The organism is Deinococcus aerophilus, assembly GCF_014647075.1.
GTDB lineage: Bacteria > Deinococcota > Deinococci > Deinococcales > Deinococcaceae > Deinococcus > Deinococcus aerophilus.
Genome location: NZ_BMOM01000007.1, coordinates 39,598 through 64,989, shown reverse-complemented (window position 1 = coordinate 64,989; position 25,392 = coordinate 39,598). Strand labels below are relative to the sequence as shown.

At 68.9% G+C, this 25,392-nt stretch carries 19 protein-coding genes; 9 read left to right on the top strand and 10 right to left on the bottom strand.

What is annotated here, in order from left to right; genetic code table 11:
• Positions 1 to 63: 63 nt before the first annotated feature.
• The gene (gene serA, locus IEY21_RS06415) at positions 64 to 1,686 is read left to right on the top strand and encodes a phosphoglycerate dehydrogenase (protein WP_188902541.1); all 1,623 of its coding nucleotides are present in this window, start codon (positions 64 to 66) and stop codon (positions 1,684 to 1,686) included.
• Positions 1,687 to 1,790: 104 nt separating this feature from the next.
• On the opposite strand, the gene sodA is transcribed toward serA, so the two are convergent.
• Complete coding sequence (gene sodA, locus IEY21_RS06410; protein WP_188902539.1) at positions 1,791 to 2,414, bottom strand: superoxide dismutase [Mn]; 624 nt, start codon at positions 2,412 to 2,414, stop codon at positions 1,791 to 1,793.
• A gap of 221 nt (positions 2,415 to 2,635) precedes the next feature.
• On the opposite strand from sodA, the gene IEY21_RS06405 reads away from it, so the two are divergent.
• Complete coding sequence (locus IEY21_RS06405; protein WP_188902538.1) at positions 2,636 to 4,273, top strand: chloride channel protein; 1,638 nt, start codon at positions 2,636 to 2,638, stop codon at positions 4,271 to 4,273.
• 86 nt (positions 4,274 to 4,359) lie between these two features.
• Here the strand turns inward: IEY21_RS06405 and IEY21_RS06400 are convergent, their stop codons facing one another.
• From IEY21_RS06400 to mqnC, 4 genes are all read right to left on the bottom strand, one after another.
• On the bottom strand, positions 4,360 to 5,874 hold the full coding sequence (locus tag IEY21_RS06400; RefSeq protein ID WP_188902536.1) for a glycine--tRNA ligase: 1,515 nt from the start codon (positions 5,872 to 5,874) through the stop codon (positions 4,360 to 4,362).
• Positions 5,875 to 6,230: 356 nt separating this feature from the next.
• Complete coding sequence (locus tag IEY21_RS06395; protein WP_188902534.1) at positions 6,231 to 6,650, bottom strand: hypothetical protein; 420 nt, start codon at positions 6,648 to 6,650, stop codon at positions 6,231 to 6,233.
• 63 nt (positions 6,651 to 6,713) lie between these two features.
• A complete protein-coding gene (locus IEY21_RS06390) occupies positions 6,714 to 7,115 on the bottom strand; it encodes a hypothetical protein (RefSeq protein ID WP_188902532.1) in 402 nt (133 codons plus the stop codon).
• Between the two features lie 3 nt (positions 7,116 to 7,118).
• Positions 7,119 to 8,300, bottom strand: coding sequence for a cyclic dehypoxanthinyl futalosine synthase (gene mqnC / locus IEY21_RS06385; protein WP_188902530.1), 1,182 nt, complete (start codon positions 8,298 to 8,300; stop codon positions 7,119 to 7,121).
• 178 nt (positions 8,301 to 8,478) lie between these two features.
• Here mqnC and gnd point away from each other — a divergent pair, with 178 nt between their 5' ends.
• The 5 genes from gnd (at position 8,479) to IEY21_RS06360 (ending at position 14,042) form a co-directional block, all read left to right on the top strand.
• The gene (gene gnd, locus IEY21_RS06380; protein ID WP_188902528.1) at positions 8,479 to 9,558 is read left to right on the top strand and encodes a phosphogluconate dehydrogenase (NAD(+)-dependent, decarboxylating); all 1,080 of its coding nucleotides are present in this window, start codon (positions 8,479 to 8,481) and stop codon (positions 9,556 to 9,558) included.
• Positions 9,555 to 11,342, top strand: a complete 1,788-nt coding sequence (gene zwf / locus IEY21_RS06375; protein WP_188902526.1) for a glucose-6-phosphate dehydrogenase — start codon at positions 9,555 to 9,557, stop codon at positions 11,340 to 11,342. The genes gnd and zwf overlap by 4 nt, the downstream gene beginning before the upstream one ends.
• 40 nt (positions 11,343 to 11,382) lie before the next feature.
• The gene (locus IEY21_RS06370; protein ID WP_188902524.1) at positions 11,383 to 12,324 is read left to right on the top strand and encodes a glucose-6-phosphate dehydrogenase assembly protein OpcA; all 942 of its coding nucleotides are present in this window, start codon (positions 11,383 to 11,385) and stop codon (positions 12,322 to 12,324) included.
• Between the two features lie 82 nt (positions 12,325 to 12,406).
• The gene (gene pgl, locus IEY21_RS06365; RefSeq protein ID WP_188902521.1) at positions 12,407 to 13,081 is read left to right on the top strand and encodes a 6-phosphogluconolactonase; all 675 of its coding nucleotides are present in this window, start codon (positions 12,407 to 12,409) and stop codon (positions 13,079 to 13,081) included.
• Between the two features lie 106 nt (positions 13,082 to 13,187).
• Complete coding sequence (locus IEY21_RS06360) at positions 13,188 to 14,042, top strand: metallophosphoesterase family protein (protein WP_188902519.1); 855 nt, start codon at positions 13,188 to 13,190, stop codon at positions 14,040 to 14,042.
• A 57-nt stretch (positions 14,043 to 14,099) separates the two neighbouring features.
• Here the strand turns inward: IEY21_RS06360 and IEY21_RS06355 are convergent, their stop codons facing one another.
• Positions 14,100 to 15,899, bottom strand: coding sequence for a fasciclin domain-containing protein (locus IEY21_RS06355; protein WP_188902517.1), 1,800 nt, complete (start codon positions 15,897 to 15,899; stop codon positions 14,100 to 14,102).
• A gap of 179 nt (positions 15,900 to 16,078) precedes the next feature.
• Entirely contained in the window at positions 16,079 to 19,303 is a 3,225-nt protein-coding gene (locus IEY21_RS06350; RefSeq protein ID WP_188902515.1) for a DNA translocase FtsK, read from the bottom strand.
• A 105-nt stretch (positions 19,304 to 19,408) separates the two neighbouring features.
• Here IEY21_RS06350 and IEY21_RS06345 point away from each other — a divergent pair, with 105 nt between their 5' ends.
• A complete protein-coding gene (locus tag IEY21_RS06345; RefSeq protein WP_188902513.1) occupies positions 19,409 to 19,834 on the top strand; it encodes a M67 family metallopeptidase in 426 nt (141 codons plus the stop codon).
• Between the two features lie 13 nt (positions 19,835 to 19,847).
• Here the strand turns inward: IEY21_RS06345 and IEY21_RS06340 are convergent, their stop codons facing one another.
• Together IEY21_RS06340 and recG are read right to left on the bottom strand one after the other, a co-directional pair.
• Positions 19,848 to 20,810 carry a nucleoside hydrolase gene (locus IEY21_RS06340; protein WP_188902511.1) on the bottom strand — a complete coding sequence of 321 codons (963 nt, stop codon included), beginning with the start codon at positions 20,808 to 20,810 and terminating at the stop codon, positions 19,848 to 19,850.
• 45 nt (positions 20,811 to 20,855) lie between these two features.
• Entirely contained in the window at positions 20,856 to 23,204 is a 2,349-nt protein-coding gene (recG, locus tag IEY21_RS06335) for an ATP-dependent DNA helicase RecG (protein WP_188902508.1), read from the bottom strand.
• A gap of 151 nt (positions 23,205 to 23,355) precedes the next feature.
• Here recG and IEY21_RS06330 point away from each other — a divergent pair, with 151 nt between their 5' ends.
• On the top strand, positions 23,356 to 24,579 hold the full coding sequence (locus IEY21_RS06330) for a cysteine desulfurase-like protein (protein ID WP_188902506.1): 1,224 nt from the start codon (positions 23,356 to 23,358) through the stop codon (positions 24,577 to 24,579).
• Here IEY21_RS06330 and pyrF read toward each other — a convergent pair.
• On the bottom strand, positions 24,562 to 25,392 hold the full coding sequence (pyrF, locus tag IEY21_RS06325) for an orotidine-5'-phosphate decarboxylase (RefSeq protein WP_188902504.1): 831 nt from the start codon (positions 25,390 to 25,392) through the stop codon (positions 24,562 to 24,564). The genes IEY21_RS06330 and pyrF overlap by 18 nt on opposite strands.

Sequence of the window (25,392 nt, the reverse complement as noted above, 5' to 3'; positions counted from 1 at the left end):
TCCGCCGGGTCACCGCCTAGATAAACCGCGTCCTGCGTCACGCATCCCGCGTACCCTCTGGACATGAGCGCTCCCACTTCCGCCCCCGCCGTTCCGGCCCCGCAGGTGCTGCGCGTGCTGATCTGCGACGAGATGAACCCCGGCAATCTGGAACACGAGGGTTTTCAGATCGACTACCAGGGCAACATGGAGCGTGCCGAGACGCTGCGCCGTCTGCCCGACTACGACGCGCTGATCACGCGCAGCCGGACCCGGGTGGACCGCGAGCTGATCGACGCGGCCGGCCCCCGGCTGAAGGTGATCGGGCGCGGCGGCGTCGGTGTGGACAACATTGATCTGGAATACGCCAGCCTGCGTGGTCTGCTCGTGCTGAACGCCCCCGAGAGCAACAATGTCTCGGCAGCGGAACTTGCCATGATGCACCTGATGGCGGCGGCGCGCGGCCTGACCCGAAGTGACCGCCAGACCCGCGCGGGGGTGTGGGACCGCAAGTTCCTGGGCATCGAGCTCAAGGACAAGACGCTGGGCATCGTGGGGCTGGGGCGCATCGGCAGCATCGTGGCCGACCGCGCCCAGGGCTTGCGCCTCAACGTGGTGGCCTACGACCCCTACGTGCCGGGCAGCAAGTTCGAGCGCCTGGGCGTGGCCCGCGCCGAGACCCTGGATGACCTGCTGGGACAGGTGGATTTTCTGACCGTTCACACGCCCCTGACTGAGGAAACGACCGGCATGATCGGCGCACGCGAACTCGCCGTGATGAAGCCCGGCGCCATCGTGGTCAACGCGGCGCGCGGCGGCATCATCGCTGAGCAGGCGCTGGTGGACGCCCTGCACAGCGGGCATCTGTTCGGGGCGGGGGTGGACGTGTTCGTGGACGAGCCGCCCACCGCCGAGCACATCTTTCTGGGGGCCCCGAACCTGGGCATCACCGCCCACCTGGGCGCGAACACCCACGAGGCGCAGGAGCGGGTGGGCGCGGAGATCGTCTCGCGGGTGCTGTCGGCGCTGCACGGCGACGTGAGCAAGGGGGCGGTGAACGCTCCGGCGCTGGACGCCAAGACCCTGGAGGCGTTGGGCGGGTACCTCACGCTGGGCGAGAAGCTGGGCCGCATCCAGGCGCAGCTGCTTCCCGGCGCGCATGACGTGGAGGTCACCTTCCGGGGGGAATTCCCTGCCGACCCTGCTCCGGTGGTGACCAGTGTGCTGGTGGGCTACCTGTCGGGCAGCACCGACGAGATGCCCAACATGATCAATGCCCGCGCCCTGGCAAAGGAACGCGGCATCAACCTGGCCATCCGCGAGGAGACCGACAGCCCCGACTACCAGACCGAGGTGATCGTGAAGGTCAGCAGCCGGGGAGCAGACAAGACCCGCACCCGCACGGTGGGCGGCACGGTCTTCGGGCGCAGCCCGCGTCTGACCCGCCTGCGCGACTACCGCGTGGAACTGGAACCCGAGGGATATATCCTGATCGCCAGCAACCAGGACAAGCCGGGTGCCGTCGCCAAGCTCAGCAACATGCTGGGAACCTGGAGCATCAACATTGCGGGCATGGCCCTGGGCCGCGCCGAGCGGGGGGGTCAGGCGCTGTTTACCCTGACCCTGGACGACAGCCTGAGCACTGAGCAGTTGCAGGCCGTCCGGGATCTGGATGTGATTGACAGCGCGTACCTCGTGCGGGTCTGATTAAAAAGTCGGGCGGCCCTCCCCGCAGGCCGCTGTGAAGAAGCCAGAAAACTGCCCCCGACCGAGTGTGGTCGGGGGCAGCTGTGAACAGGTCCGGATTCCGCTTACTTCGCCTCGGCGTAGCGCCGTGCCACTTCGTCCCAGTTCACCACGTTCCAGAAGGCCTCCAGGTAGTCGGGGCGCTTGTTCTGGTAGTTGAGGTAGTACGCGTGTTCCCACACGTCCACACCCAGAACTGGGGTGCCGCTGGTGCCGGAAATGGCCTCGCCCATCAGGGGGCTGTCCTGGTTGGCGGTGCTCACCACGGCGAGTTTGCCGTTCTGCACGACCAGCCATGCCCAGCCGCTGCCGAAGCGGGTCTTGGCGGCGTCCTCGAACTTCTTTTTGAAGTCCTCGAAGGAGCCGAAGGCCCCCTCGATGGCCGTCATCAGTTCGCCGCTCGGCTTGCCGCTGGCGTTGGGGCCCATCACGGTCCAGAACAGGCTGTGGTTGGCGTGGCCGCCCGCGTTGTTGCGCAGCGCCGTCTTCTTGTCGGCGGGCACGCTGTCCAGTTTGGTCACCAGTTCTTCCACCGGCAGGTCGGCGAACTCGGTGCCTTCCAGCGCCTTGTTGGCGTTGTCAATGTAGGCCTGGTGGTGCTTGGTGTGGTGGATCTCCATGGTGCGGGCGTCAATGTGGGGGGCCAGCGCGTCGTAGGCGTAAGGCAGTTTGGGAAGTTGGTAAGCCATAACAGTGTTGCTCCTTTCCGGCCGGAACAGATGCGGGCACGGTGCACGCGCCTCCCGGCCAACGGTCCTCATCTTAACGGCCTGTGTCGCGCGCGGCAGACCACTCCTGACTTAAGAAGGGCTTAATCTGACACGACTGGGTCCTACAGGTGCCGAGTCCCCGCCGGGTCTGCGCGGCAGGCAGCGACGGGGGCCCGGCGCTTTGCTCTAGCATGGCCGGCATGCGTTCTCCATTGCCCCGCGCCGTGCTGACCCGTCTGGAAACAGGTCGGGTGGTGGTGCTCAGCGTGCTGCTGGGCGCGCTGGTGGGTGGCCTGAGCATCCTGCTGCGCATGAGCCTGGACGCCCTGCTGCGCTGGGGATCGGTGCTGACCGGTTACTCGCCGCCCGGCACGCCCGGCGAGGGCGGCCTGATGATGGCCTTTGGCGAGGCGCTGCCGTGGGGCCTGCTGACCCTGCCGGTGGTCGGGGTGGCCTACACCCTGCTGGTGCCCGCCGCACAGGGCGACGCGATGACCCAGCTGGTGCGCGGCTACCACACCCGCGGGCAATGGCCGCCGGTGGTAACGCAACTGCGCACCCTGCTAGGTACCGGGCTGGCCTATACCTCCGGCCTGCTGGTGGGCCGCGACTCGGCCTTCACCAGCGTGGGACAGCTGGGGGCGCGGCTGCTGGGCCGGGTGACCCGGCTGGACGCGGTGGAGGTCCGCACCCTGACGCTGGCGGGCGCGGCGGCGGCGCTGGGTACAGTGCTGCACGCGCCGCTGGCCGCCGCCGTGCTGGTGGCCGAGGTGCTGTACCGCCGCTTCGAGTTTGAGTTCGAGGTGGTGATGCCCTGTGTTCTCGCCGCCGTTGCCGGCACGGCCGTGTATGGACTTGCCTACGGCTTTACGCCCCTGCTGAGCTTTCCAGAGGTGGGCACGCCGGCCGCGCCACAACTGTTGCCGTTGCTGCTTGTGGCGGTGGTGGTGACCCTGGTGGGGCTGCTGTCCCTGATGGTCGGCAAGGCCATCCCGGACGCGTGGACCACCGGCTGGCCGCGCCCGGTGCTAGGAGGGGTGTTTGGTCTGTTGACCGCGGTGCTGGCCGTGTTCGCCACGCCCGCGGTGCTGGGCGACGGCAGCGGCTGGGTACAGCTCAGCGCCTCGGGCTTCGTGGGCACCGAGGGTGGGATGCAGGGCATCTGGCGCTGGCTGCTGCTTGCGCTGGGGGCCCGGCTGGCCTTCGGCGGCGGCGTGCTGCCCTCGGTGGGGGTCGGCGGTCTGCTGGGGGCCGGGCTGGGCAGCGTTCTGGGCGCAGATACGGCGCTGTCCACCATGATCGGCGTGGTGGCCTTTCTGACCGTTACCCTGAACGTACCGCTGGCGGCCGCGCTGCTCGCCGTGGCCTGGGGCGGCGAAGCGCTGCTGCCCACGGCGCTGGTGGCGAGCGGTCTGGCCCACGCCCTGAGCGGAACGGCCGGCCTGCTGCCCTCTCAGGTGGCGTCCCGTGGCCAGAGCGGAGTGCATCTGGGGGGCGCGGCCCTGCTGCCCGACACCGTGCGCTTCATTCCGCGCCGTGCGCCCGACGCTCCGGCGGTGCCCTATGACGCCCTGCCCGCGCAGGCAGCCGCGGCTTCTGACGCCGAGACGGGAGGACGCGAACTGTACCGCCGGGGGGTGCCCCCGGGCTGGCGTGGCGCCCGCCTCAAGCTGCTCAGCCTGCCGCCTGGAGTGGAGATTGTCGGCATCGTGCGGGACGGCACGGTGAGGTTGCCGCGCCCGGAACTGCTGCTCACCCCCGATGACGAACTGGTGTTTCTGGCCCGCCCCGACGCCTACGCCGCGCTGGAAGGACTGTTGCGGCTGCCCGGAGCATGACGCCCTGATCAGGGCATGCAGACGGAAGACGGCTCCCCACCTGAATCCTGGGGAGCCGTCCTCTGCCTTGCCGTCTGGAGCTGAAGTTACCGCAGCTTTTCCCGGATCCAGCCGCTCAGTTCGCTGATCTTTACGCGCTCCTGGGCCAGCGTGTCGCGGTCACGGATGGTCACGGTGTCGGTCAGGCTGGGGTCCTCGCCCTTGCCCACGGTGTCGAAGTCCACGGTCACGCAGTACGGCGTGCCGACCTCGTCGTGGCGGCGGTACGCCTTGCCGATGTTGCCGCTGTCCTCGTACAGCACGCGGCCCAGGCCCAGGCCCTGCAGCTCGGCCTTGATGGCCCGGGCGACCGCCGTGATCTCCTCGCGGTTGCGCGCCAGCGGAATGACCGCCACCTTGATGGGCGCGAGGTGGGGACGCAGCTTGAGCACGATGCGCTCGCTTCCGTTTTCCAGCGTCTCGCGGGTAAAGGCCTCGCTCAGCACGGCGAGCAGCGCACGGTCCACGCCCGCCGAGGGCTCGATCACGAAGGGCACCACCGGCTTGTTCGTCTCGGGGTGGGGAATGGTCAGCTTGGCAATGCTGTCGTTGTTCTCGGTGACGCTGGCGACCAGACCCAGCTCGGCCTGCGCCTTGGTGTGGGAGCCGAGGTCATAGTCGCTGCGGTTGGCGATGCCCTCGATTTCCTCATGGCCCAGCGTGGGGTAGTCGTACATCAGGTCGTAGGTGCGCTTGGAATAGTGCGCAAGGTCCTCTGCCGGCACGTCCAGAATCTCGATCTTCTCGCGGGGCACGCCCTGCGCCTCCCACCACGCCAGGCGTTTGTCCAGCCAGTGCTGGTGCCAGTCCTCGTCGGTGCCGGGCGTACAGAAGAACTCGATTTCCATCTGCTCGAGCTCACGCACCCGGAAGATGAAGTTGCGCGGCGTGATCTCGTTGCGAAAGGCCTTGCCAATCTGCGCGATGCCGAAGGGCAGGCGGCGCGAGGTGCTGTCCACCACGTTCTTGAAGTTGGTGAAGATGCCCTGGGCGGTTTCCGGGCGCAGGTAGCCGTAGCTGTCCTCGTCGGCCACCGGGCCGATGGTCGTCTTGAACATCATGTTGAACGGCTTGGGCTCGGTCCAGTCCCCGACCTCGCCGGAGAAGGGGTCGCGCACGCCCGCTGCCTTCAGCGCTTCCGAGGCGCGCGCCGGGCTGGCGTTCAGCGCCGCCACCACCGCCGGAAAGTTGGCCGGGTCTGCGCCCATCTCGGCGGCGACCCGCGCCACCACGTCCGCTTTCTGGTCCTTGACCAGATGGTCCAGGCGGTAGCGCTTGTTGTTCTTCTTGTTGTCCACCATCGGGTCCGAGAACGTCGCCTCGTGGCCGCTGTGGCGCAGAACCAGGCGGTGCATGATGATGCTGGAGTCCAGGCCCTCCATGTCGTCACGTTCGTAGACGTTGCTTCTCCACCACGCGGCCTTGATGTTGTTCTTCAGCTCCACGCCCAGGGGGCCGTAGTCGTAAAAGCCCTGCAGGCCGCCGTAGATCTCGGACCCCTGAAAAATAAAGCCCCGGCGTTTGCACAGGCTGACCAGCTCTTCCATTGATGATGCGGGCATAGGTGTCCTCCTTCCGGGCCCTGACCATCTGATGCAAAAGAAAACGCCCCAGACGGCAGCTGCTTGGCCCGTCTGGGGACGCGAAGGTTCCTCCGCGCGGTTCCACCCCAGTTCCAGCGTGCGGCTGTGCCGCTTTCACTGGCCCTCTTTAACGCAACAGCTCCCCGCCGCCTTTCACACGCTGCTTTTGCCGCCTGACTCCCACCGTCTCAGGCTCGCTCGTGGCCGCTGGCGCGCTACTCCTGCGGATCAACGCTGCGGGTATTGTGGCGCGGGACGGGGAAGGGGTCAAGGGGAGGGAGCGGAGAGGTGGGGGGATGCAGAACCAGGACGAGGGTCGGCCGAAGTGCTGAAGCTCACTTCGTGTGATGGGGAGGCCTGGGCATGACAAAGCTCCGGCGCGCCTCCTCCGAGGCCAGGGCGGGGACGTCATAGAAAGGGCCGAGCACCTGTTCCCGCTCCTCCCAGTCCAGCAGGTCGCCATTCCGGGCCGCGAACTCCTCCCAGCTCTGGCCCGGCCGCCTGCGCTCCAGCACCAGAAAAAAGTAAACGGTGGTGAGGGTGGCGTTGTATTTGTCGTGCAGCCCCAGCCGCTGCGCCAGGGCGAGGAGGCCGCTGTTGAAGGTCGCCAGGGCTTCCAGCACCGGCAGGTCCCCGAGCAACTGCCACGCCAGATGAATATGGGCAGAGTGACCGAAGCGTCCGTGCTGGGCCACACAGCGCTTGAAGAGGGTGTCGAAGCGGACGTCGGCGGACGGAGGTGCCGGCTCGTTCATCCGGGTAGCTTAGCCAAAACCCCTGCCTCTGCAGCCTGCAGCCCACCCCGCTGAGCCGCACGGTCAGCGAATGAACCACACGATGCAGCGCGTTTCGTGCCCGGTAGTTTCCAGGGCCCGCGCGAAGGCTTCCCAGGCACACAGCCGGTCGTGCATATCGGGAGCGGCGTGGGCCAGCAGCGCGCTCAGGTCTGTCCGGGTCAGCCAGGTCTCACCGGTGATGTCGCCATCCTCGAACAGCAGGTCGGCGCTGACCTGCACGCTCATCTGGGCAGGGTGGGGCCGATCCGCGACATTTGCAGCGTGCAGAAGTGCCTGCAGCTCATCGGCGTCGGGAATCAGGAACCGCGCCTCGGCGTGCCAGCCGCCGGTCTGGTGAACATTGACCGGAAGGGGGCCCACCCCCTGAGCTCCCGCTTCGCCCAGGCGGCGGCGCTCACAGATGACATACGCCAGCGCGAGCATTCTTTAACCGGCGGCTCCGACCGCGCGGCCCTCTTCGGGATTGTTCTCGGCGCGGCCCAGCGCCGAGTGAACATCCGGCCAGTCGATGATCTCAAAGCGGCTGTTGCGAATGGCGGGAGTGAAGCCGGCGTCCACAGCAATCCGGATCAGCTCGCGCACGGTGGCCCGGTGCCGCCCGTGGCCCCCGGCTGCCGAGACCACATTCTCCTCAAGCATGGTCGAACCCAGATCGTTCGCGCCGTAGTACAGCGCGGCCTGCGCCACCTTGAACCCCTGTGCGGGCCACGACGCCTGAATGTTGGGAATGTTGTCCAGGGCGAGGCGGGCCACGGCGAGCTGCTGCAGGTACTCATGGGCGGTCGCGCCGGGGGCCTTGCCGTGCAGCCGGGTGTGTTCGGTCTGCAGGCTCCACATCGCAAAGCCGGAAAAGCCGTTGCCGCCGTACTCGCGCGTGGCCCGGTCCTGCTGGTCGCGGATCTTGAGCAGGTGGCGGGTGCGCTGGGCATACGTCTCACCAAAGCCGATGACCATGGTGGCGATGGTATACAGCCCCTTGCGCTGCGCCGCGTCAATGATGCGGAACCAGTCGTCGGCGCCGATGCGTGCGGGCGCGGCCTTCTGGCGCACCTCGTCTTCCAGGATCTCGCCGCCCGCTCCCGGCAGGCCGTCCAGCCCGGCCGCGATCAGGGTGTCCAGCAGCGCGTCCAGGCTCAGCCCGAAGGTCTTTTCCATGAACAGCACTTCCTCGGGCGAGAAGGCGTCGATGCGGATGGTGGGGTGGTTCGCCTTGACGTGCCGCAGCAGCCCGGTGTAGTAGTCCAGCCCCAGTTCGGGGTTCACGCCGCCCTGCAACAGGATGCGCGTGCCGCCGACATCCTCGAGTTCCCGGATCTTGGCGCTGATCTCCTCGTAATCCAGGGTGTAGCTGTCTTTCTGCCGCTTCGTGCGGTAGAAGGCGCAGAAGTTGCAGCCCACATTGCAGATGTTGGTGTAGTTGATGTTGCGGTCGATCAGGAAGGTCACCACGTCCGGGTTACGGCGCTCCAGGCGCAGGGCGTTGGCGACCCCGGCAACCTCCGGCAGGGGCAGGCCGTACAGCGCCTCGATCTCGGCGGCGTTCAGGCGCTCGCCACGCGCCGCCTTCTCCAGAACCTCGGCGGGGACGGTGGGGGAGGGGGCGGTCATGGCTGTACGCTAGCACCCCGGTCCAAGTCAGAAGGCCCTCAACATCACAGCCGTCCCCGCCGCATCATTAGAGTTGTGGGCTGCCACTCTCAAATCCCCAGGGGACAGGGGCGCGTATGATGCCCCTCATGAACGGTTGGAGCGCTGGAAGCGGTTCCTGCCTGCTGGAGGTAACCATATGAAGATAGGCATGATTGGCCTGGGAAAGATGGGCGGCAACATGGTGCTGCGTCTCACGCGCGGTGGCCAGGAGGTCGTGGGCTACGACCGCAGCGAGGACAGCGTGGCCCTGATTGAGTCGCAGGGTGCCCGCGGAGCGCGCAGCATGGACGAGCTGATGGCCGCGCTGGGAGACGCCGGACAGCGGGCCGTGTGGGTGATGGTGCCGGCGGGCAAGATCACCCAATCGGTGATTGACGACCTCGCCGGGCGCCTGTCTGCCGGGGACATCATCATTGACGGCGGCAACAGCAACTTCAAGGACACCATGCGCCGCGCCGAGGAACTGCACAGGCGCGGCATTCACCTGGTGGACGTGGGCACCTCCGGCGGGGTCTGGGGCCTTCAGGAGGGCTACGCCATGATGGTGGGCGGTGACGAGGCGGCCGTGGAGCGCCTGCGTCCGGCGCTGGAAGTGCTCGCTCCCGCCCGCGACCAGGGTTGGGGCCGCATGGGCCCGGCGGGTTCAGGGCACTACGTCAAGATGGTCCACAACGGCATCGAGTACGGCATGATGCAGTCTTACGCCGAGGGCTTCGAGCTGATGCGCCACAAGGAGGAATTCGACCTCGACATGGCGCAGGTCGCCGAGCTGTGGCGTCACGGCTCGGTGATCCGCTCGTGGCTGCTGGACCTGACCGCCGAGGCCCTGAAGAACTCCACGGACTTCAATCAGCTCTCGGACTACGTGGCCGACAGCGGCGAGGGCCGCTGGACCATCATCGACTCCATTGAGCAGGGGGTGCCCACCCCGGTGATCACCCTGGCGACCCAGATGCGCTTTCGCAGCCAGCAGGAGGTCAGCTACGCCGGGCAGATGCTCTCGGCCATGCGCCGCGCTTTCGGGGGTCACGCCGTCAAGACGCTGGAGACGCCCAAGCGCGAAGGCCTGGTGCCCGAGGTGCAGCCCGGCGAGCATCCCAAGACCGCCGCGCCCGAGAACATCTCTGCCGCCGCTCGGCAGCCGCAGCACGGAGACGGCTCGGCCGCCGAGCAACTGGGTGAAACCGGACACGACCGCGTGAAAGGCACCGAATGACCCCGGGGCGCGGCAAGAAAGGAGCCGACCCGCAGGCCGCCGGTGAGCAGCCCAAGACCGCCGCAGCGAAGAAGAGTACCGCGGTGAAGAAGGGCGCTCCGGCCGAAGAGGCCGCGGCAGATTCCAAGACCAGGGCCGCCACCCCGGCGGGCCGTCAGGCGGTCAAGCAGACCGTGAGTGAAAAGGCGGCGCAGAAGGCGAGCAGCCCCGGCAAGAAGCCCAGAAAGTCGCGCCAGCGCGTGCCCAGCCGCGCCGGGGCCGACGGCCAGAACCCCTTCCGCACCCTGATGCGCCGCAACCGTGCGCCGGAACCAACGACCCTGGTGATCTTCGGAGCCACCGGCGACCTGTCGCGGCGCAAGCTGCTGCCGGCCGTGTTCGGGCTGTGGCAGGACGGCCTGCTGGGCAGTGCATTCAACATCGTGGGTGTGGGCCGTCAGGACATGACCGACGAGCAGTTCAAGGACTACGCCGTCGCGGCGCTGAAGGAAAGCAAGGAAACCGACGCCATCGAGCCGGGCAGCCTGGAAAAGTTCCGGGAGCTGCTGTACTACGAGTTCGGTGATTTTGGCAGCGACGAGGTCTACGATCTCGTGGGCAAGGAACTGGACCGTGCCGAGAAGGCACATGGCGGGCGCAAGAACGCACTGTTCTACCTCTCGACCCCGCCCAGCCTGTTTGAACCGATCAGCAACGGTCTGGGCCGCCTGGGGCTGGCCGACCAGTCGGAGGGCTGGCGGCGCATCGTCATCGAGAAGCCCTTCGGGCGGAATCTGGACAGCTCCCGCGAGCTGAACGAGGCGATCCACCGCGTCTGGGACGAGTCCCAGGTGTACCGCATTGACCACTACCTGGGCAAGGAGACGGTGCAGAACCTGATGGCCATTCGCTTCGGCAATGCCATTTTCGAGCCGCTGTGGAACCGGGGCTTTGTGGACCATGTGCAGATCACGGCTGCCGAGGACCTGGGTCTGGAGGGCCGGGCCGGGTACTACGAGGAAGCGGGCGTGGTGCGCGACATGTTGCAAAACCACCTGATGCAGCTGTTCGCGCTGACCGCCATGGAAGCGCCCGCCGCCTTCGATGCGGAGGCCATCCGTGACGAGAAAACCAAGGTGTTGCGGGCCGTCAAGCCGATTCCTTCGGGCCGCGTCGACCGGGTGGCGGTGCGCGGGCAGTATGGCCCCGGCAGCATGGACGGCGAGCGGGTGCCCGGGTACCGCCAGGAACCGGGCGTCAAGCACGGCAGCCGCACCCCGACCTATGTGGCGCTCAAGCTGGAGGTGGACAACTGGCGCTGGCAGGGCGTGCCCTTTTTCCTGCGGACGGGCAAACGGCTGCCCAAGAAGGTCACCGAGATTGCCGTGGTCTTCAAGCGTCCGCCGCTGGGCATCTTTCCTGGGGGGCTGGAGCGCAATGTGCTCGCCTTCCGCATCCAGCCCGATGAAGGCGTGAGCCTCAAGTTCTCCAGCAAATCCCCGGGACAGGAGATGGTGCTGCGCGAGGTGGTGATGGACTTTCGCTACGATGCGTTCGGCGCACAGCTCGAAAGCCCGTATTCCCGCCTGCTGCTCGACGCCCTGATCGGCGACGCGACCCTGTTTCCCCGCGAAGACGAGGTGGATCACGCCTGGCAGATTGTGGGCGGCATTCTCGACTCCTGGGACACCCCGCCCGGCGGCACGGGCGACGCCCCCGACTTTCCCAACTATCCGGCCGGCAGCTGGGGACCGGAGGCCGCCGAGGAACTGATTGGTCCGGACCGGCGCTGGAGGCGACTGTGAAGGCGGCAATGCGCAGACCGTGGATGCGGGGAAACACCCCATGACCGCCACCGACGCCCATCTGATCGGCCCGGTGGAAACCAGCGTGCGTAAAGCGCAGGCCACGCTGGACGAGCTGTGGCAGCGCACCACCGTGGAGACCCGGGCCTACACCGGCAACATCGTGGCGTTGACCGTCCGCAAGCACCGGGCGCGGGTGGAGGAGGCGCTGCGTGGGCTGGAAGGGCGTTATGCCGGACGGCAGATCATCGGGGTCATGGACGGCACCGATGACCTGAAGGTCCATGCCAGTCTGGTGCCGCAGCGCGGCGGCCTGTTCGTGGAGCGGCTGACGCTGGACGCCAGCACCGAGCAGCTGCAGGGAGCCATCTTGCCCCTGCTGCGGCCGGCCACGGTCAACCACGTGTGGTGGGGTGCCGACACCAAACCCGGCGGGCCGCTGCTGCGCGAGCTCACCGACATCGCCGATCAGGTGATTGCCGACAGCCTCACGCTGGACATCCCCCCGGCGCGGCATTACGCCCTGGCCGATCTGGGCTGGAGCCGTTCGGCCGGCTGGCGCGAGGCGCTGGCCCAGGTGTTCGACAGTCCGGAGGCCGCGCGGCAACTGCAGCATGTGGATCACCTGAGCGTGCGCTACGCCGGCACCAAGGATCTGCCCGCCCGGCTGTACGCCGGTTTTGTCGCCGACACGCTGGGCTGGCCCGACCTGAAGGGCGTGGAATTCCGGGCGGCGCGGTGTGGCCGTGAGAACGGGGACCTGTGCGGCGTGGAACTGTCTGGCCCGGGGGTGCGCTTTGTGCTGCACGGCGTGGAGGGAGAGGTGGTCCGCGTAGAAACCCGCTGGGAAGACAAGAAACACGTCAGCGAGGTCAATGTGCCGGCCATGACGCTGGCCGAGGGGCTGGGCCGGGTGATGGCGCGCCCGGAACGCATCGAGAATTTTGAGAATGCCTGGGCGCTGGCCAAGGAGACGCTGTGAAACAGAGCAACGGTGGTTGGTGCAGGGCAGCGGAAGTGGTGCGGGCTGAGCGTACAGGCCTCCAGACGCCGGGGAGCCGGCCATGAATCTGAAGGTGTTTCCCACCGCGCAGGCGGCGGCCGACGCGGCGGCACACGCCTTTGCCCGCGCGGCGCGCGAGGCGGTCGCGCAGCGGGGCAGCTTTCATGTCGCGCTGTCTGGGGGGGGGACCCCCAAGCTGATGTACGCGACCCTGCGCGAGCTGCCGGACATTCCCTGGAAGTCGGTTCATGTCTATTTCGGCGACGAGCGCAGCGTCGGTCCGGACAGCCCCGAGAGCAACTACGGCTCGGCCCAGCAGCACCTGCTGTCCTACGTGCCAGTGCCACCCGCGCAGATTCACCGCATGGAGGGAGAGCGCCGTCCCCTGGAACCCGCTGCGGCCGACTACGCCGCCCTGCTGCCGGCCTGCATGGACGTGAATCTGCTGGGCATGGGCGATGACGGCCACACGGCCAGCCTGTTTCCCGGCACGCAGGCGCTGGACGCGGACGGACGGGTGGTCGCGAACCACGTGCCGCAACACGACACCTGGCGTCTGACCTTCACCTTCCCGGAAATCAACTCGGCGCGCGAGCGCTGGATGCTCGTCACCGGCCGTGGCAAGGCCACCGCCCTGGCCGATGTGCAGGCCGGACGCGGCGACCATCCCGTCGCGCGGGTCGAGGCCCCGGTGTGGTTCGTGGACGCGGCGGCAGCTGGAAAAGCTGAGGACTGAGTTCGCAGAGGACCGAACTCGGGCTGTCTCGCTGTACCCAACAGACCGTCGGCCGCTGCGTTGCCGACGGTCTGTTGGGTACAGGCTGCCCTAGAATGCCCGGGACATGCGCGTGGCGATCATCGCGGACATTCATGGCAACGCCGATGCGCTGCAGGCTGTGCTCGCGGACGCCCGCGCGCAGGGAGCCGAGCAGTTGATCGTGAACGGGGATGTGGTCAACCGGGGCCCGGATTCGGTGGCCGTGCTGGACACGCTGTTGTCGCGCTCCGACGTGACCTTCACGCTGGGCAACCACGACGATCTGCTGCGGCTGTGGGACGCCCGCAGCGCCAAGTTGCCCCCCGAGTGGTTTGCCGACCCCTTCTGGGGGGCCACCGACTGGAGCGCCCGGCAACTGGACTGCGCCGGACTGCTGCACGTGCCCGCCGACTGGCCGATGACCCTAACCCTGCAGGAGTCGGGGCTGCCGCCGGTTCTGGTCGCCCATGGCTCGGCGCAGGATTACCGCGAGGGACTCAGCGAGCGCACCCCGCCGCAGCGGGTCGACGAACTCAGTGCCGGACACGGCGTGCTGGTCGGCTCGCACATCCACCGCCCAGCCCACGCGGAGGTCGGCGGCGTGCTCGTGCTGAACACCGGAGCGGTGGGCGCACCGGCCAACGGCGATCCACGGGCCCAGTACCTGCTGCTGACCTCTGGACCGGGTGGCTGGCACGCCGAGTTGCGGGCCGTCCCCTATGACCGTACCGGCGTGCTGGCGCGCTTTGACAGCAGCGGACTGCTGGACACCGGCCTCAGCGCCCGGATTTTCCGCGATGAGGTCCTGACCTCACGCAGCCTGTACACGCCGTACTGGATGTGGACGCAGGAGGACGGCCTGCCCCGTGACGACCGGACCTGGGACGAGTTCCTGCGGCGGCGTGGGCTGACGCCGGGACACGCGAGCGCCGGGTCATAACACAGCACACAACAACCCGCCCGCCGTGAAACAGGCGGGCGGGCAGGGGGGCAGGGATTATTTGAAAGTGGGGGGAATCAGCACGCTGTCGATGGGGTAGATCACGCTGTTCCCCACGACGATGGGCGTGGCCTTCAGCGTCGAGCCGGTGATGGTGTCGCCGCTCAGCACGCCGATGTTCACGACACCGTTGTTGGCTTTGAGGTTCAGGCTGCTGCCTTCCATGCTGCGCAGCTGTGCGCCCTGCAGTTCCGTCTCGGTCACGCGGCCGGTAACCACGTGGTAGGTCAGGACCTGCTTGAGCTTGGCGTCGTCGGCGAGCAGCATGTCCAGCGTGGCCTTGGGCACCTTGGCAAAGGCGTCGTTGGTGGGTGCGAAGACGGTCACGTCGGCGGCCATCAGCGCGTTGACCAGTCCGGCCTTCTGCAGCAGGCTCAGCAGGGTGCTGAACTGAGGTTCGCTCTGCAGGCGCTGTCCCAGCGTCTCGGCGCCGGTGGCCGTGGGGGTGGGCGAAACCGGAGCGGGCGAGGGCACGGCCGCGGGCGCCGCAGGGGCCGCCGGCGTGGTGGTCGTGGTCGTTGTCGAGGTGGTGGTCGTGGCGGCGGGGGCCTCAGCGGGTGCGGGGGGAGCGGGCAGCTGCAGGGTGGACGGCAGCAGCACCTTGTCAATCACATAGATGACGCCGTTGTCCGCGCTGTCCACCATGGCGGATACGGTGGCGCCGCCCACCATCTGGGTGCTGCCGGACAGTTTGAGGTCCAGACTGCTGCCTTCCACGCTGCGCAGCTGCGCGTTCTTGCCCAGCTGGTCGCCCATGAGCTTGCCGGAGACGACGTGGTACAGCAGCACCTGCTTGAGCGTTTCGGGATCGCTGGCGATCAGGGCCAGGGTCTCGGGGTCCACCGCCGCAAAGGCGTCGTTGGTGGGCGCGAAGATGGTGTAGTCGTTGCTCATCAGCACGTCGGTCAGCCCGGCGTCGCTGAGCAGCGAGCGCAGCGTGCTGAAGCGGTCGTCGGCCACGATCACGTCGTACAGCGAGTTGGTGCTCATCTCGGCCGTGTCCGTGGTGGTCGCCGTGGCGGCCGTGGCAGTGGTATCGGTGGTCGTTGTGGTGCTCGTGCTCGTGTCCGTGGTCGTGGTGACCGGAGCCACAGGAGCCACCACAACCACGGCGGCGGGCATCGGGGTCGCGCCGCTCAGGGGCAGGGCGGGGATACTGGAGACATCGGCGGCGGCGGGCGCGCTGACCGGGGTGTTCGTGGCAGGGGCGGCCTGGGCCACCGGCGCGGCGGTGACGGCAGGAGACTCGGCCGGCGTGGGGACCTCAGCCATGTCCTGCGCGTCCTGAGCATTGGCGATGGCGGGCGTCAGGACGGTGTCGATAACGTGAACGATGCCGTTGCAGGCCACCACGTCGGCCTTGGTGACGGTGGCGTTGTCGATCATGACCTTGCCGTTGCTGACCGTCACCAGGAAGCTTGAACCCTGGACCGTCTTGCCCGAGGTCATGCCGCTGACCTGTTTTGCCGTGACCTTACCGGCCACAACGTGGTACAGCAGAATGGTCTGGAGCATCTCGGGGTCGTTCAGAGCTGCGGCCAGCATGTCGCTGGGCATCTTGGCGAAGGCGGCGTTGGTGGGTGCAAAAACCGTGTAGGTTCCACCCCGGAGGGTCTCGGTGAGTCCGGCGGCCTCCACGGCGGTTGCCAGCGTGCTGAAGTTGGGGTCGCTGGTGACGATCTGCGCGATGCTCATGCAGCTGGAGGCGGGCTGGGCCACGGGTGCGCCGCCGCCCCCGGCGAGGGCGGGAGTGGCCAGCATCAGGCCGAGCGTGATCAGACTGGTCTGCTTCTTCATGAAATCACCTCTGAGTGGAAATGAATTGCTCTGTTGTCCGGCACTTAATCTTCACCACGTCAGATGAAAATGCAACTTAAAGAAGCTTTGAGACAGATCACCTAAACGAAAGAAACGCCCCTTTTGAGGGCTTTCTCATTCTGTGTTCATGTGCCTTGGTGGTTGAAGGCCGAAGGTGGTCAGCCGAAGAACTGTGGAAGATCCGCCTCGGAGATCAGCACGTCGCGCGGCTTGCTGCCCTGGTGCTTGCTCACGATGCCCATCGCCTCAAGCATGTCCATCAGTTTGCCGGCGCGGGCATGCCCCACCGAGAGGCGGCGCTGCAGCCGGGAGACGCTGCCCTGGCCCTCCTCAATACAGATCTGGGCGGCCTGACGCAGGTAGGGATCGCTGAAGTCCATGTTGCCGCGCTCCGCGCCCGGTCCGCTGGCCTCGATGCCACCCTCGAAGTCCGCGCCGTAGGCCTCCACGAAGTCGTCCTCGAACACCATGCGGCGCAGCAGGTCAGAGATGCGGGCCGACTCGACCTCGCTGATGTACGGCCCCTGCAGGCGCACCGGCTTGATCAGGCCCGGCTGGTAGAACAGCATGTCGCCCATGCCGGTCAGGCGCTCGGCCCCCATGCTGTCGAGGATGGTGCGCGAGTCGTGGCTGCTGCTCACCGCAAAGGCGATGCGGGCCGGCACGTTCACCTTGATCAGGCTGGTCAGGATGTCCACGCTGGGCCGCTGGGTCGCCAGGATCAGGTGCATGCCGGTGGCGCGTGCCATCTGTGCCAGACGCATGATCGCCGACTCCACTTCCTTGGGGCTGGTGATCATCAGATCCGCAAGCTCGTCGATGATGATCACCAGATGGGGCAACTCGGTCTCGCCGGTCTGGCGCATCTTGGCGTTGAACTGCTCGAGGTTCTTGGCCCCCACCGCGCTCATCATCTTGTAGCGCCGTTCCATGTGGGCCACCGCGCCCAGCAGCACGCCCGCCGCGTCCACCGGATTGGTCACCACCGAGCGCACCAGATGCGGGATGCCGTCGTACGGCGTGAGCTCCACCATCTTGGGGTCGATCATCAGGAAGCGCAGTTCGGTGGGCAGGTACTTGAACAGCAGCGAGGTGATCAGGGTGTTGACGCACACCGACTTGCCCGACCCCGTGCTGCCGGCCACCAGCAGGTGCGGCATCTTGGCAAGGTCGCCGACCATCAGTTCGCCGTCAATGCTCTTGCCCAGGATCACCGGCAGCTTGGCGCGGGTGCTGCGAAAGGTCGGGGCCTGGGCCGCCTGATGAAACGTCACCGGCTCGCGCTCGGCATTGGGCACTTCCAGACCGATCACGCTCTTGCCCGGTACCGGGGCCTCCACCCGCACCCCACCCACCGCCAGGGCACGCGCGAGGTCGTTGGAGAGCGAGGCGATGCGGCTGATCTTCTCGCCGGGAGCGGGCTCGATCTCGTAGCGGGTGACGGTGGGTCCCCGGGCGTAGTCGACCACCTTGGCCTGCAGGCCAAAATGCCGCAGCGTCTCGTCGATCAGGCCCGCACGCTGGCGCGCCGAGACCTCCAGCGCCGCCGTGTTCAGGGCCGCCGCCGGAAACGGGTCGAGCAGGGCGTAGTCCGGCACCGCCAGCGCAAGGGCCCCCACCGGAGGAGCAGCCGGCGCGGCGGAGGCGCGGGGGCGCTCCGAGGGAGCCGGCTCCGGTGCGCTTTCCCAGGGAGCGCTGGAGCCCCCGGCCCGCGCGCCTCCCGCCCCCGGCCTGGGTGCGCCGGTGGCAACGGTGGCCAGCGTTCCCGGGGACCGGGCAACCGGGGCACTCTGGGGGCCAAAGGGCAGATCGTCGTCGTCCCAGTCGCCGAAGGGATCCACGTCCCCGCTCTGCGAGGCGGGCGCGGCCTGGGCACCCGGCGCGGCCGGAGGAGCTCCCCAGCTGTGTTCGGCGCTGGCCGGATCGCCGGACAACCCGGTGGGTGCGGAGGCCGGCACCGAAGTGTCCGGAACCGCGGTGATGGCGACCACAGGGCTGGCGACCACGGGGCCACTGGAGAAATCAAAATCCAGGGGCGGGGGTGACGCTTCCGGCATGGGCGGTCCGGTGATCGCCTCGGCGTGACGCCGGGCCTGTTCCTGGGCCTGCGTGAGCAATTCGCGCCAGTGCTCCTGATCGCGCAGGGTGTCATCGGGGGCGTTGTTCAGCGCCTCGGCCAGCTCGGCAGCGACCTCGGTCGGGGCGCGGTCAAAGGCCGCCGTCAGGTCCGGCCAGCCGGGATAGGACACCGCGCGTCCCCGCCAGGCCGTGAATTCCTGGGCCAGCGCCTGCCAAGCGTCCAGGCGTTCACGGTGGGCCGGCCACTCGCGCGCCAGGACCGACACATCTGCCCGGGCCAGCGCCTTCTCGGCGGCCTTGCGCTCGCGCTCCAGCTTGCCCGCCCGCCCCGACAGCCGCTGAATCTCCGAGACCATGGCCCGGCGCAGCCGCTCCAGCGCTCCGCTGGCCTGGGTGCTCGCGAGTTCCACACTCAGCTCGTGCCGGCCGTGGCGCACCTCGTTCTCCAGCGCCTCGGCGTCGGCCCCGGCGCCGGGAGCCTCGCGGGCCACCAGGGCACGCAGGTCGCGCGCGGCGTTGTTCACGAAGGTCCGCAGCACCCCCTGCCACTGCGCTAGGTCGCGTTCCAGGGTCCGCAGCCCGGCCTCGTCCTGGGCCCGCAGGTCCCGCTGGGCGGCCCGCAGCTCCTCGTGCTGGGCGGCCAGTTCCGGGGCGTTGGGGTACAGCCGGCGCAGGGCGTCCAGTTCGCGGCCGTGGGCGGCCAGTCCCTGCCGGGCGTGGCCGCGGGCCCGCGCCGCCTCCCGCCCCTCCTGCCGGGCCTCAATCGCTCCCTGCACGCCCGCCGAGGCCCCGCCGAGCAGCATGCTGATCTGCCGGAAGAACGCCTTGAGCATGGTCAGGGGAGTCAGCCGCAGCATGACCTCCAGCCCCAGCGTCAGGGTCACCAGTGGCAGCAGCGCCGCCGCGTAGCTCAGGGCCCGGAACGGCGGACGCATGACCCGCTCGGCGAGGGCGCCCGCCTGCCCCGGCTGGAAGACCTCGTGCAGCGCGAGCAGCGAGGCCACCACGAGCACGCCGCCCAGCAGGCGCCGGGTCAGGTTGCGGACCCCACGTCCCAGGAAGACCAGCGTGCCGTAGGCGATGGGCACCACCGGCAGCAGGTACGCCGCCCAGCCCAGTTCGCCCAGCAGGACGCCGCGCGCCCGTGACATGAATCCGGCGTCGCCCACGTCCGCGTCTGCGCCGCCCTGAAACAGCAGCAGGGTTACGCCCAGAAAAATTCCCAGCGCGAACAGCACCAGTCCCAGCGCCTCGCCGTCGAAACGGCTGACCGGGGGAGCGCTCTTTGTGCGGGCCTTCGCCATGCGGCGCAGTGTACCCCAAAGCGGGGGGCACCGCATGGGAAGACAGGCGGCCAGGACAGTGTTTGGAGGCGTGTACCGGAGGAGCGGACCCCCTACAATGACCGGGTGTCCCTGACCCTGCCCGCCGTCCTGGCCGCCGCGCTGTGGGCACACGCCCAGCGCGAGGCTCCGCGCGAATGTGTCGGTGCGCTGGGCGGCGTGGCCGTGGAGGGCGGGGGAGACCGCGCCGTGGCGCTGTATCCGCTGGCCAACGTGTCGCCGTGGCCCGAGCGCGAGTACCTGGCCGATCCGCTTCAACTGCTGCGGGCGCTCAAGGCCATGCGCGAGGGGGGGCTGTCGCTGGTCGCCCTGTACCACAGCCACCCGCGCGGCCCGGCCCGGCCCAGCGCCACCGATACCCGGCTGGCGGCGTATCCGGTGCCCTACGTGATCGCCGACCTGCAGGGGCGGGTGCTGCGGGCCTACCGCTTGCCGGACGGCACCCCGGTGGCGCTGCAGGTGGACTCCGGCCCCGGAAGCTCGGAAGGGTAAGCGGGGCGCACCGTCACTCCAGTGTGCCGAGCCGTTCCAGCAGCAGCGCGAAAAACGCCTCGTCGCGCACACCGACGGCCACCTGTGCGTTGGCGGGCTGACCCGTCACGCCGTACAGATCACAGACGGTGCGGCCAAAATTCAGCCCCGGCTGGGTCTCGATCTGCACGTTCATGGACTGCCAGTCCAGGAGTTCGGGGCGCACGGCGGCGGCGGCGGCCAGCGGATCGTGCAGCGCGCCGCCGCTCAGGCCGTAGCGCGTGCGGTAAACGCCCGCATAGAACGTGAGCAGCTCGGCACAGACCCGGCCCGCGCGGTTGCCCAGGGTGCGCAGCGCCGTGATGCGCTCGGGCGTGGCGATGCACTGCATGGTCACGTTCAGGCCCACCATACGCAGCGCCACGCCGGAGCCGAACACCACCGCTGCCGCGTGCGGGTCGGCAAGGGCGTTGAATTCCGCCGCCGGGGTGCGGTTGCCGCCGGTGGTGCTGCCGCCCATCCAGACCACCTCACGCAGCAAACCCGGCAGCTCCGGGGCGAGCCGGAAGGCCAGCGCCACGTTGGTGAGCGGACCGGTGGCGAGCACGGTCACCTCGCCGGGCCGGGCGTGGACCGTGCGGATCAGGAAGTCCACGGCGTGTTCGGCCTGCGGCGGGTGCGCGGGCGGCGGCAGATCGGCGGCGGGCAGGCCCGAATCTCCGTGGACCGCCGCCGCCGTCATCGCCTCGCGGACCAGCGGCCGGTCGGTGCCAGCGAAGTACGGCACGCCCGCGCCCGCCGCACCGGCCAGCGTCAGCGTGATACCGGCGTTGCGAACGGTGAGCGGCAGGCCCACGTTGCCGTGAACGGCGGTGACGCCCAGCACCTCCAGTTCCGGGCTGGCGCAGGCGAGCAGCCACGCCACGGCGTCGTCCAGACCAGGGTCGCCGTCCATGATGATCGGCAGGGCGGAGGAAAGGGCCGGGTCTTGGCTCATGCGCCGATTGTAGAGACCGGTGGCGCGGCGGCTGGACTCAGAGAATCAGATCACCTCGCGGTAGGCCACGCTCTCGCTGCGGCTTTGCAGCTCGCTTCTGAGGTACTGCAGCCGGGGATGCTCCAGCCGGGGGTCGTGGGCCAGGATGTGCTTGGCGAGCTCGCGGGCCTGCTCGATCACGTCCGCATCGTTGGCGAGGTCGGCGAGCCGCAGGTCGGGGATGCCGCTCTGGCGGGTGCCGCGCAGCTCGCCGGGACCGCGCAGCTTCAGGTCGGCCTCGGCGATCACGAAGCCGTCGGTGGACCCCTCGATGATCTTGAGGCGTTTGCGGGTCTTCTGGCTGTGTTCCCCGGCAATCAGCACGCAGTAGCTCTGCGCCGTGCCGCGCCCCACCCGGCCCCGCAGCTGGTGCAGCTGCGCCAGCCCGAAGCGCTCGGCGTTCTCGATCACCATGACGGTGGCGTTGGGCACGTCCACGCCCACCTCGATCACGGTGGTGGACACCAGAATGTCGAATTCGCGGGCCCGGAAGCGTTCCATCACATGGTCTTTCTCGGCGGCGCTCATCTTGCCGTGCAGCAGGTCTATGCGCGCCTCGGGCAGGATGGTCTTGAGGTCGTCGGCGAGCTGGGTGGCGGCGAGCAGTTCCAGGGTGTCGCTTTCCTCGATCAGGGCGGTGACCACAAAGGCCTGCCGTCCCTCGCGGATCTGCTTCATCACGAAGCCGTAGGCCTGCACGCGGTGGGTGTCCTGCAGCAGCTTGGTCTCGATGGGCGTGCGGCCCGGCGGCAGCTCGTCGATGACCGACAGTTCCAGGTCGCCGTAGGCGGTCAGCGCCAGGCTGCGCGGAATGGGCGTGGCCGACATCACGAGCACGTCCGGGCGGCTGGAGAGCAGCTTGCGCCGCTGCTGGACGCCAAAGCGGTGTTCCTCGTCCACCACCGCCAGCCCGAGGTTGTCAAAGCGCACGTTCTCCTGGATCAGTGCCTGGGTGCCCACCACCACGTCCACCTCGCCCTCGGCGATGCGGGTCTGCATTTCCAGCTTGTCCTTCGGGGACATCGCGCCGATCAGCAGGCCCACCCGCACGTCCAGCCCCCCCAGGTAGCCGCGCAGGTTGGCGTAGTGCTGGCGGGCCAGAATCTCGGTGGGGGCCATCAGGGCGCCCTGGTAGCCGTCACGCACCGCGAGGTACAGCGCGCACGCGGCCACCGCCGTCTTGCCCGAGCCCACGTCGCCCTGTACCAGCCGCGCCATCTGCCGCTCGCCGCGCATGTCGTCGGTGATCTCCAGCAGCACCCGCCGCTGCGCATTGGTAAAGGAAAAGGGCAGCACGGCCTCGAAGCGGCTGATGTCGTCTCCGCGCGCCTGGAAACGTTTGCCCTGCAGCACGGCGTCCTCGCCCTGCAGCAGCATCCGCAGTTCCAGAAACAGGTACTCGTCGAAGCGCAGCCGTGACAGGCCCCGGCCCAGGTGCGCCTCGTCGCTGGGAAAGTGCAGCCCCCACAGCGCGTCGGCCAGATCGGTCAGTCCGTACTTGCGGCGCCAGTGGGCGGGCAGGTAGTCGTCGGGCGGCGCGGCTTCCAGCGCCCGGTGGGCGGCGCGGCGCAGGAATTCCTGCGAGATGCCCTCCTTGCTGTCGTAGACACCCACGATGCGCCCGGTGCTCAGGCTGTCCTGGGCGCCCGAGAGCGTTTCCAGGTGTTCCACGCCCAGCTGCACGCTGCGCCCGAACCGCTTGACCCGTCCGGTGAGGACCAGCGCAGCGCCCTCGCGCAGCTGCTTTTCCACCCACGGCTGGTTGAACCACGTCGCCTTGACCCGTCCGCCCGACGGCGTTTCCAGGGTCACGTCGATGACGAGCATGCCCGGACGCGGGTTGCGGCGCGATTTGGCGACCACCCGGCCCTCCACCGTCACCTTCTGACCCTCCTCCACATCCGAGAGGTCGGGCAGGGCGCGGCGGTCCTCGTGGCGGTGGGGGTAGGCGTGCAGCACGTCGCGCAGGGTGTGCAGACCCAATGACGCGAGCTTTCTGGCCCCGCCGGGACCGGTGTCCAGCCGGGTCACCTCGGCGTCGGGCGAGAGGCGTTCTCCGGGAGCGGCGGTGGACGTGGCCTGGCGGGCGGCGGGGCGTGGAGTGCGGGGCGCAGGTGTGCCCCGGTCCGGGTCGGTCAGCAGGCCCAGCGCGGTCCTGAGAACGTCCTCGCGCTCCTGCGTGCTCAGGCCAGCGTACCCGCCCAGCACCTCGCGTACCTGCGGAAAGGGATGGCCCAGCGGCGAGGCGAGCAGTTTTTCCACGCCGCCCGCCACCACCCGGTCGTGGCAGCCGGCGGCCAGTTCTGCCGCCAGCGGACGCCGCAGCCGTTCACGCAGTTCGCTTACCGTCGCCATCTTGCCCCCTTTCTCCGGGCCGCAGGCTAGCAGAGCGGCCTGCGGGCGTCCGTGATGGCCTTCGCTGTAAAACTGGCCGGGTCCGCCGGGGCGGTTCGCCATGCCGGACAGGGCAGTTCCGCGCCGGTCCCGGCTGCCCTTAGACTGCCCCATGTCTGCAAGCTCTGCTGTTCCGTCCACGGTTCCCGCCAGCGGGGACCTGCGCACCCAGTTTCCGCCGCTGGATGCGGGCCGCGCCTACCTCGACAACGCGGCGGGCGGCCTGCTGCCGCGGCGCAGCATCGAGGCGATCACCGCCCACCTGGCCCGCTACGGCGCGACCAACGCCCTGCCGGGCCACCAGCCGGGGGCCGAGATCCTGGCCCTCAAGCACCGCGCCCGCGAGGCCACGGCGCTGTTCCTGAACGCCCAGGCGCCGGACGTGGCCGTGGCCCAGAGTGCGACCGCCCTGGCCTTCCGGCTGGCGGCGGCGTTTGCGCGGCTGTGGGGACCGGGCGACGAGGTGATCGTCTCGGGCCTGGAACACGAGGCCAACGCCAGCCCGTGGCGCGAACTGGAACGGGTGGGGGTCACGGTCCGGGTCTGGCACGCCCGCACGCCGGACATGCGCCTGCACCCGGAGGACCTCGAGGCGCTGCTCTCGGAGCGCACCCGGCTGGTCTCGGTCACGGCGGCCAGCAACGTGCTGGGGGTGACCGTGGACATTCCGGCCGTCACCGCCCAGGTGCGCGCCGCCGGAGCGTGGACCGTGGTGGACGCCGTGCACGCCGCGCCGCATACCCTGCCCGACGTGCAGGCCTGGGGCGCGGATTTCGTGATGTTCAGCCCGTACAAGGTGTTCGGGCCGCACCTGGGCGCGCTGTGGATTCACCCCGAACATCGTGAGCACCTGCCGTGGCCCAGGCTCAGCTTCGTGCCGCAGGGCGACATCACGGGTCTGGAGTACGGCACGCCGCAGTACGAACTGCTCGCCGGATGGCTGGGCACCCTGGACTACCTGCGCGAACTGGGCGGGCACACCACCCTCAGCCGGGAGGCGCTGGAAGCGGCGTACACCCGCATCGCCGACCTCGAAGCCCCGGTCGCCGCGCGGCTGGTGGAGGGATTGACCGCGCTGCCGGGCGTGACCGTGTACGGCCCGCAGGACCTACAGGGCCGCGTGGGAACCGTCGCCTTTCGTGTGGCCGGCGAGGCCCCGCTGGACACCTCCGCGCGCCTGACCGCCGCCGGGGTGGACGTGGGGGCCGGGCATTTCTACGCCGTGCAGCCCCTCACCGATCTGGGCCTGTACCCCGAGGGCGTGTTGCGCGCGAGCATCGCCCACTACACGACCGTGGAGGACATCGAGCGCCTGCTCTCAGGAGTGCGCGGCTAGAGCGGCATTCAGGTCGTCCCGGAAGCCCCGCGCCGCCGTGACGCTGGCCGCCACCTTCAACCCGTCGGCGTACTGCACGCCCCGGCTCGCGCTGGCCAGGGCGCCCAGACCGCCCTCATGGAACGCCGGAGCGAGGTCGGCGGCGGCGGCTCCCTGTGCGCCCAGACCGGGCAGCAGCAGCAGGGCGCGCGGCATCAGGGCGCGGAAGGTGGCGAGGTCCCCGGCGTGGGTGGCTCCCACCACCGCGCCCACCGTGGCGTATTCGGGGCCGGTTTCCTGATCCGGCAGCTCCTCGGCGTTCAGGCGGGCGATTTCCACGGCGATCCGCTCGCTGACTCCACTGCCCTGCAGGTCGTTCTGGCCGGGGTTGCTCGTCTTGACAAGCACGAAGACCGCGCCTCCCTGCTGCTGCGCCGTTTCCACGAACGGAGTCAGGGTCTCGAACCCCAGAAACGGGTTGACCGTCAGCGCCGCGCCCGCGTGCTGGCCGCCCAGCCACGCCCGCGCGTAGGCCTGCGCCGTGCTGCCGATGTCGCCGCGTTTGCCGTCGAGCAAAACCGGCAGCCCCAGGGTGCGGGCGGCGGCGCAGACCTCCTCCAGAATGGCCAGACCTTCGAGTCCCAGCGCCTCGTAAAAGGCGAGCTGCGGCTTGACGCACGCGGCGTAGGGCGCGCAGGCCTCGAGGACCTCGAGCGTGTGCGCCTTCAGGTGGGCAACGTCGCGGTAGGCCTCGGAGCGCGGGTCCAGGCCCACGCACAGGCGGGTGTTCAGGCGGCGCGTGCGTTCGGTCACAGCTTGGGCGAAGGTGGGCAT

What these genes read in the sequence shown, in the direction of transcription:
- sodA (WP_188902539.1), bottom strand. Translation starts at nt 2,414, where the DNA reads ATGGCTTACCAACTTCCCAAACTGCCTTACGCCTACGACGCGCTGGCC.
- zwf (WP_188902526.1), top strand. Translation starts at nt 9,555, where the DNA reads ATGACCCCGGGGCGCGGCAAGAAAGGAGCCGACCCGCAGGCCGCCGGT.
- IEY21_RS06360 (WP_188902519.1), top strand. Translation starts at nt 13,188, where the DNA reads ATGCGCGTGGCGATCATCGCGGACATTCATGGCAACGCCGATGCGCTG.
- IEY21_RS06350 (WP_188902515.1), bottom strand. Translation starts at nt 19,303, where the DNA reads ATGGCGAAGGCCCGCACAAAGAGCGCTCCCCCGGTCAGCCGTTTCGAC.
- pgl (WP_188902521.1), top strand. Translation starts at nt 12,407, where the DNA reads ATGAATCTGAAGGTGTTTCCCACCGCGCAGGCGGCGGCCGACGCGGCG.
- mqnC (WP_188902530.1), bottom strand. Translation starts at nt 8,300, where the DNA reads ATGACCGCCCCCTCCCCCACCGTCCCCGCCGAGGTTCTGGAGAAGGCG.
- serA (WP_188902541.1), top strand. Translation starts at nt 64, where the DNA reads ATGAGCGCTCCCACTTCCGCCCCCGCCGTTCCGGCCCCGCAGGTGCTG.
- gnd (WP_188902528.1), top strand. Translation starts at nt 8,479, where the DNA reads ATGAAGATAGGCATGATTGGCCTGGGAAAGATGGGCGGCAACATGGTG.
- IEY21_RS06355 (WP_188902517.1), bottom strand. Translation starts at nt 15,899, where the DNA reads ATGAAGAAGCAGACCAGTCTGATCACGCTCGGCCTGATGCTGGCCACT.
- recG (WP_188902508.1), bottom strand. Translation starts at nt 23,204, where the DNA reads ATGGCGACGGTAAGCGAACTGCGTGAACGGCTGCGGCGTCCGCTGGCG.
- pyrF (WP_188902504.1), bottom strand. Translation starts at nt 25,392, where the DNA reads ATGCCCACCTTCGCCCAAGCTGTGACCGAACGCACGCGCCGCCTGAAC.
- IEY21_RS06340 (WP_188902511.1), bottom strand. Translation starts at nt 20,810, where the DNA reads ATGAGCCAAGACCCGGCCCTTTCCTCCGCCCTGCCGATCATCATGGAC.
- IEY21_RS06330 (WP_188902506.1), top strand. Translation starts at nt 23,356, where the DNA reads ATGTCTGCAAGCTCTGCTGTTCCGTCCACGGTTCCCGCCAGCGGGGAC.
- IEY21_RS06390 (WP_188902532.1), bottom strand. Translation starts at nt 7,115, where the DNA reads ATGCTCGCGCTGGCGTATGTCATCTGTGAGCGCCGCCGCCTGGGCGAA.
- IEY21_RS06395 (WP_188902534.1), bottom strand. Translation starts at nt 6,650, where the DNA reads ATGAACGAGCCGGCACCTCCGTCCGCCGACGTCCGCTTCGACACCCTC.
- IEY21_RS06400 (WP_188902536.1), bottom strand. Translation starts at nt 5,874, where the DNA reads ATGCCCGCATCATCAATGGAAGAGCTGGTCAGCCTGTGCAAACGCCGG.
- IEY21_RS06405 (WP_188902538.1), top strand. Translation starts at nt 2,636, where the DNA reads ATGCGTTCTCCATTGCCCCGCGCCGTGCTGACCCGTCTGGAAACAGGT.
- IEY21_RS06370 (WP_188902524.1), top strand. Translation starts at nt 11,383, where the DNA reads ATGACCGCCACCGACGCCCATCTGATCGGCCCGGTGGAAACCAGCGTG.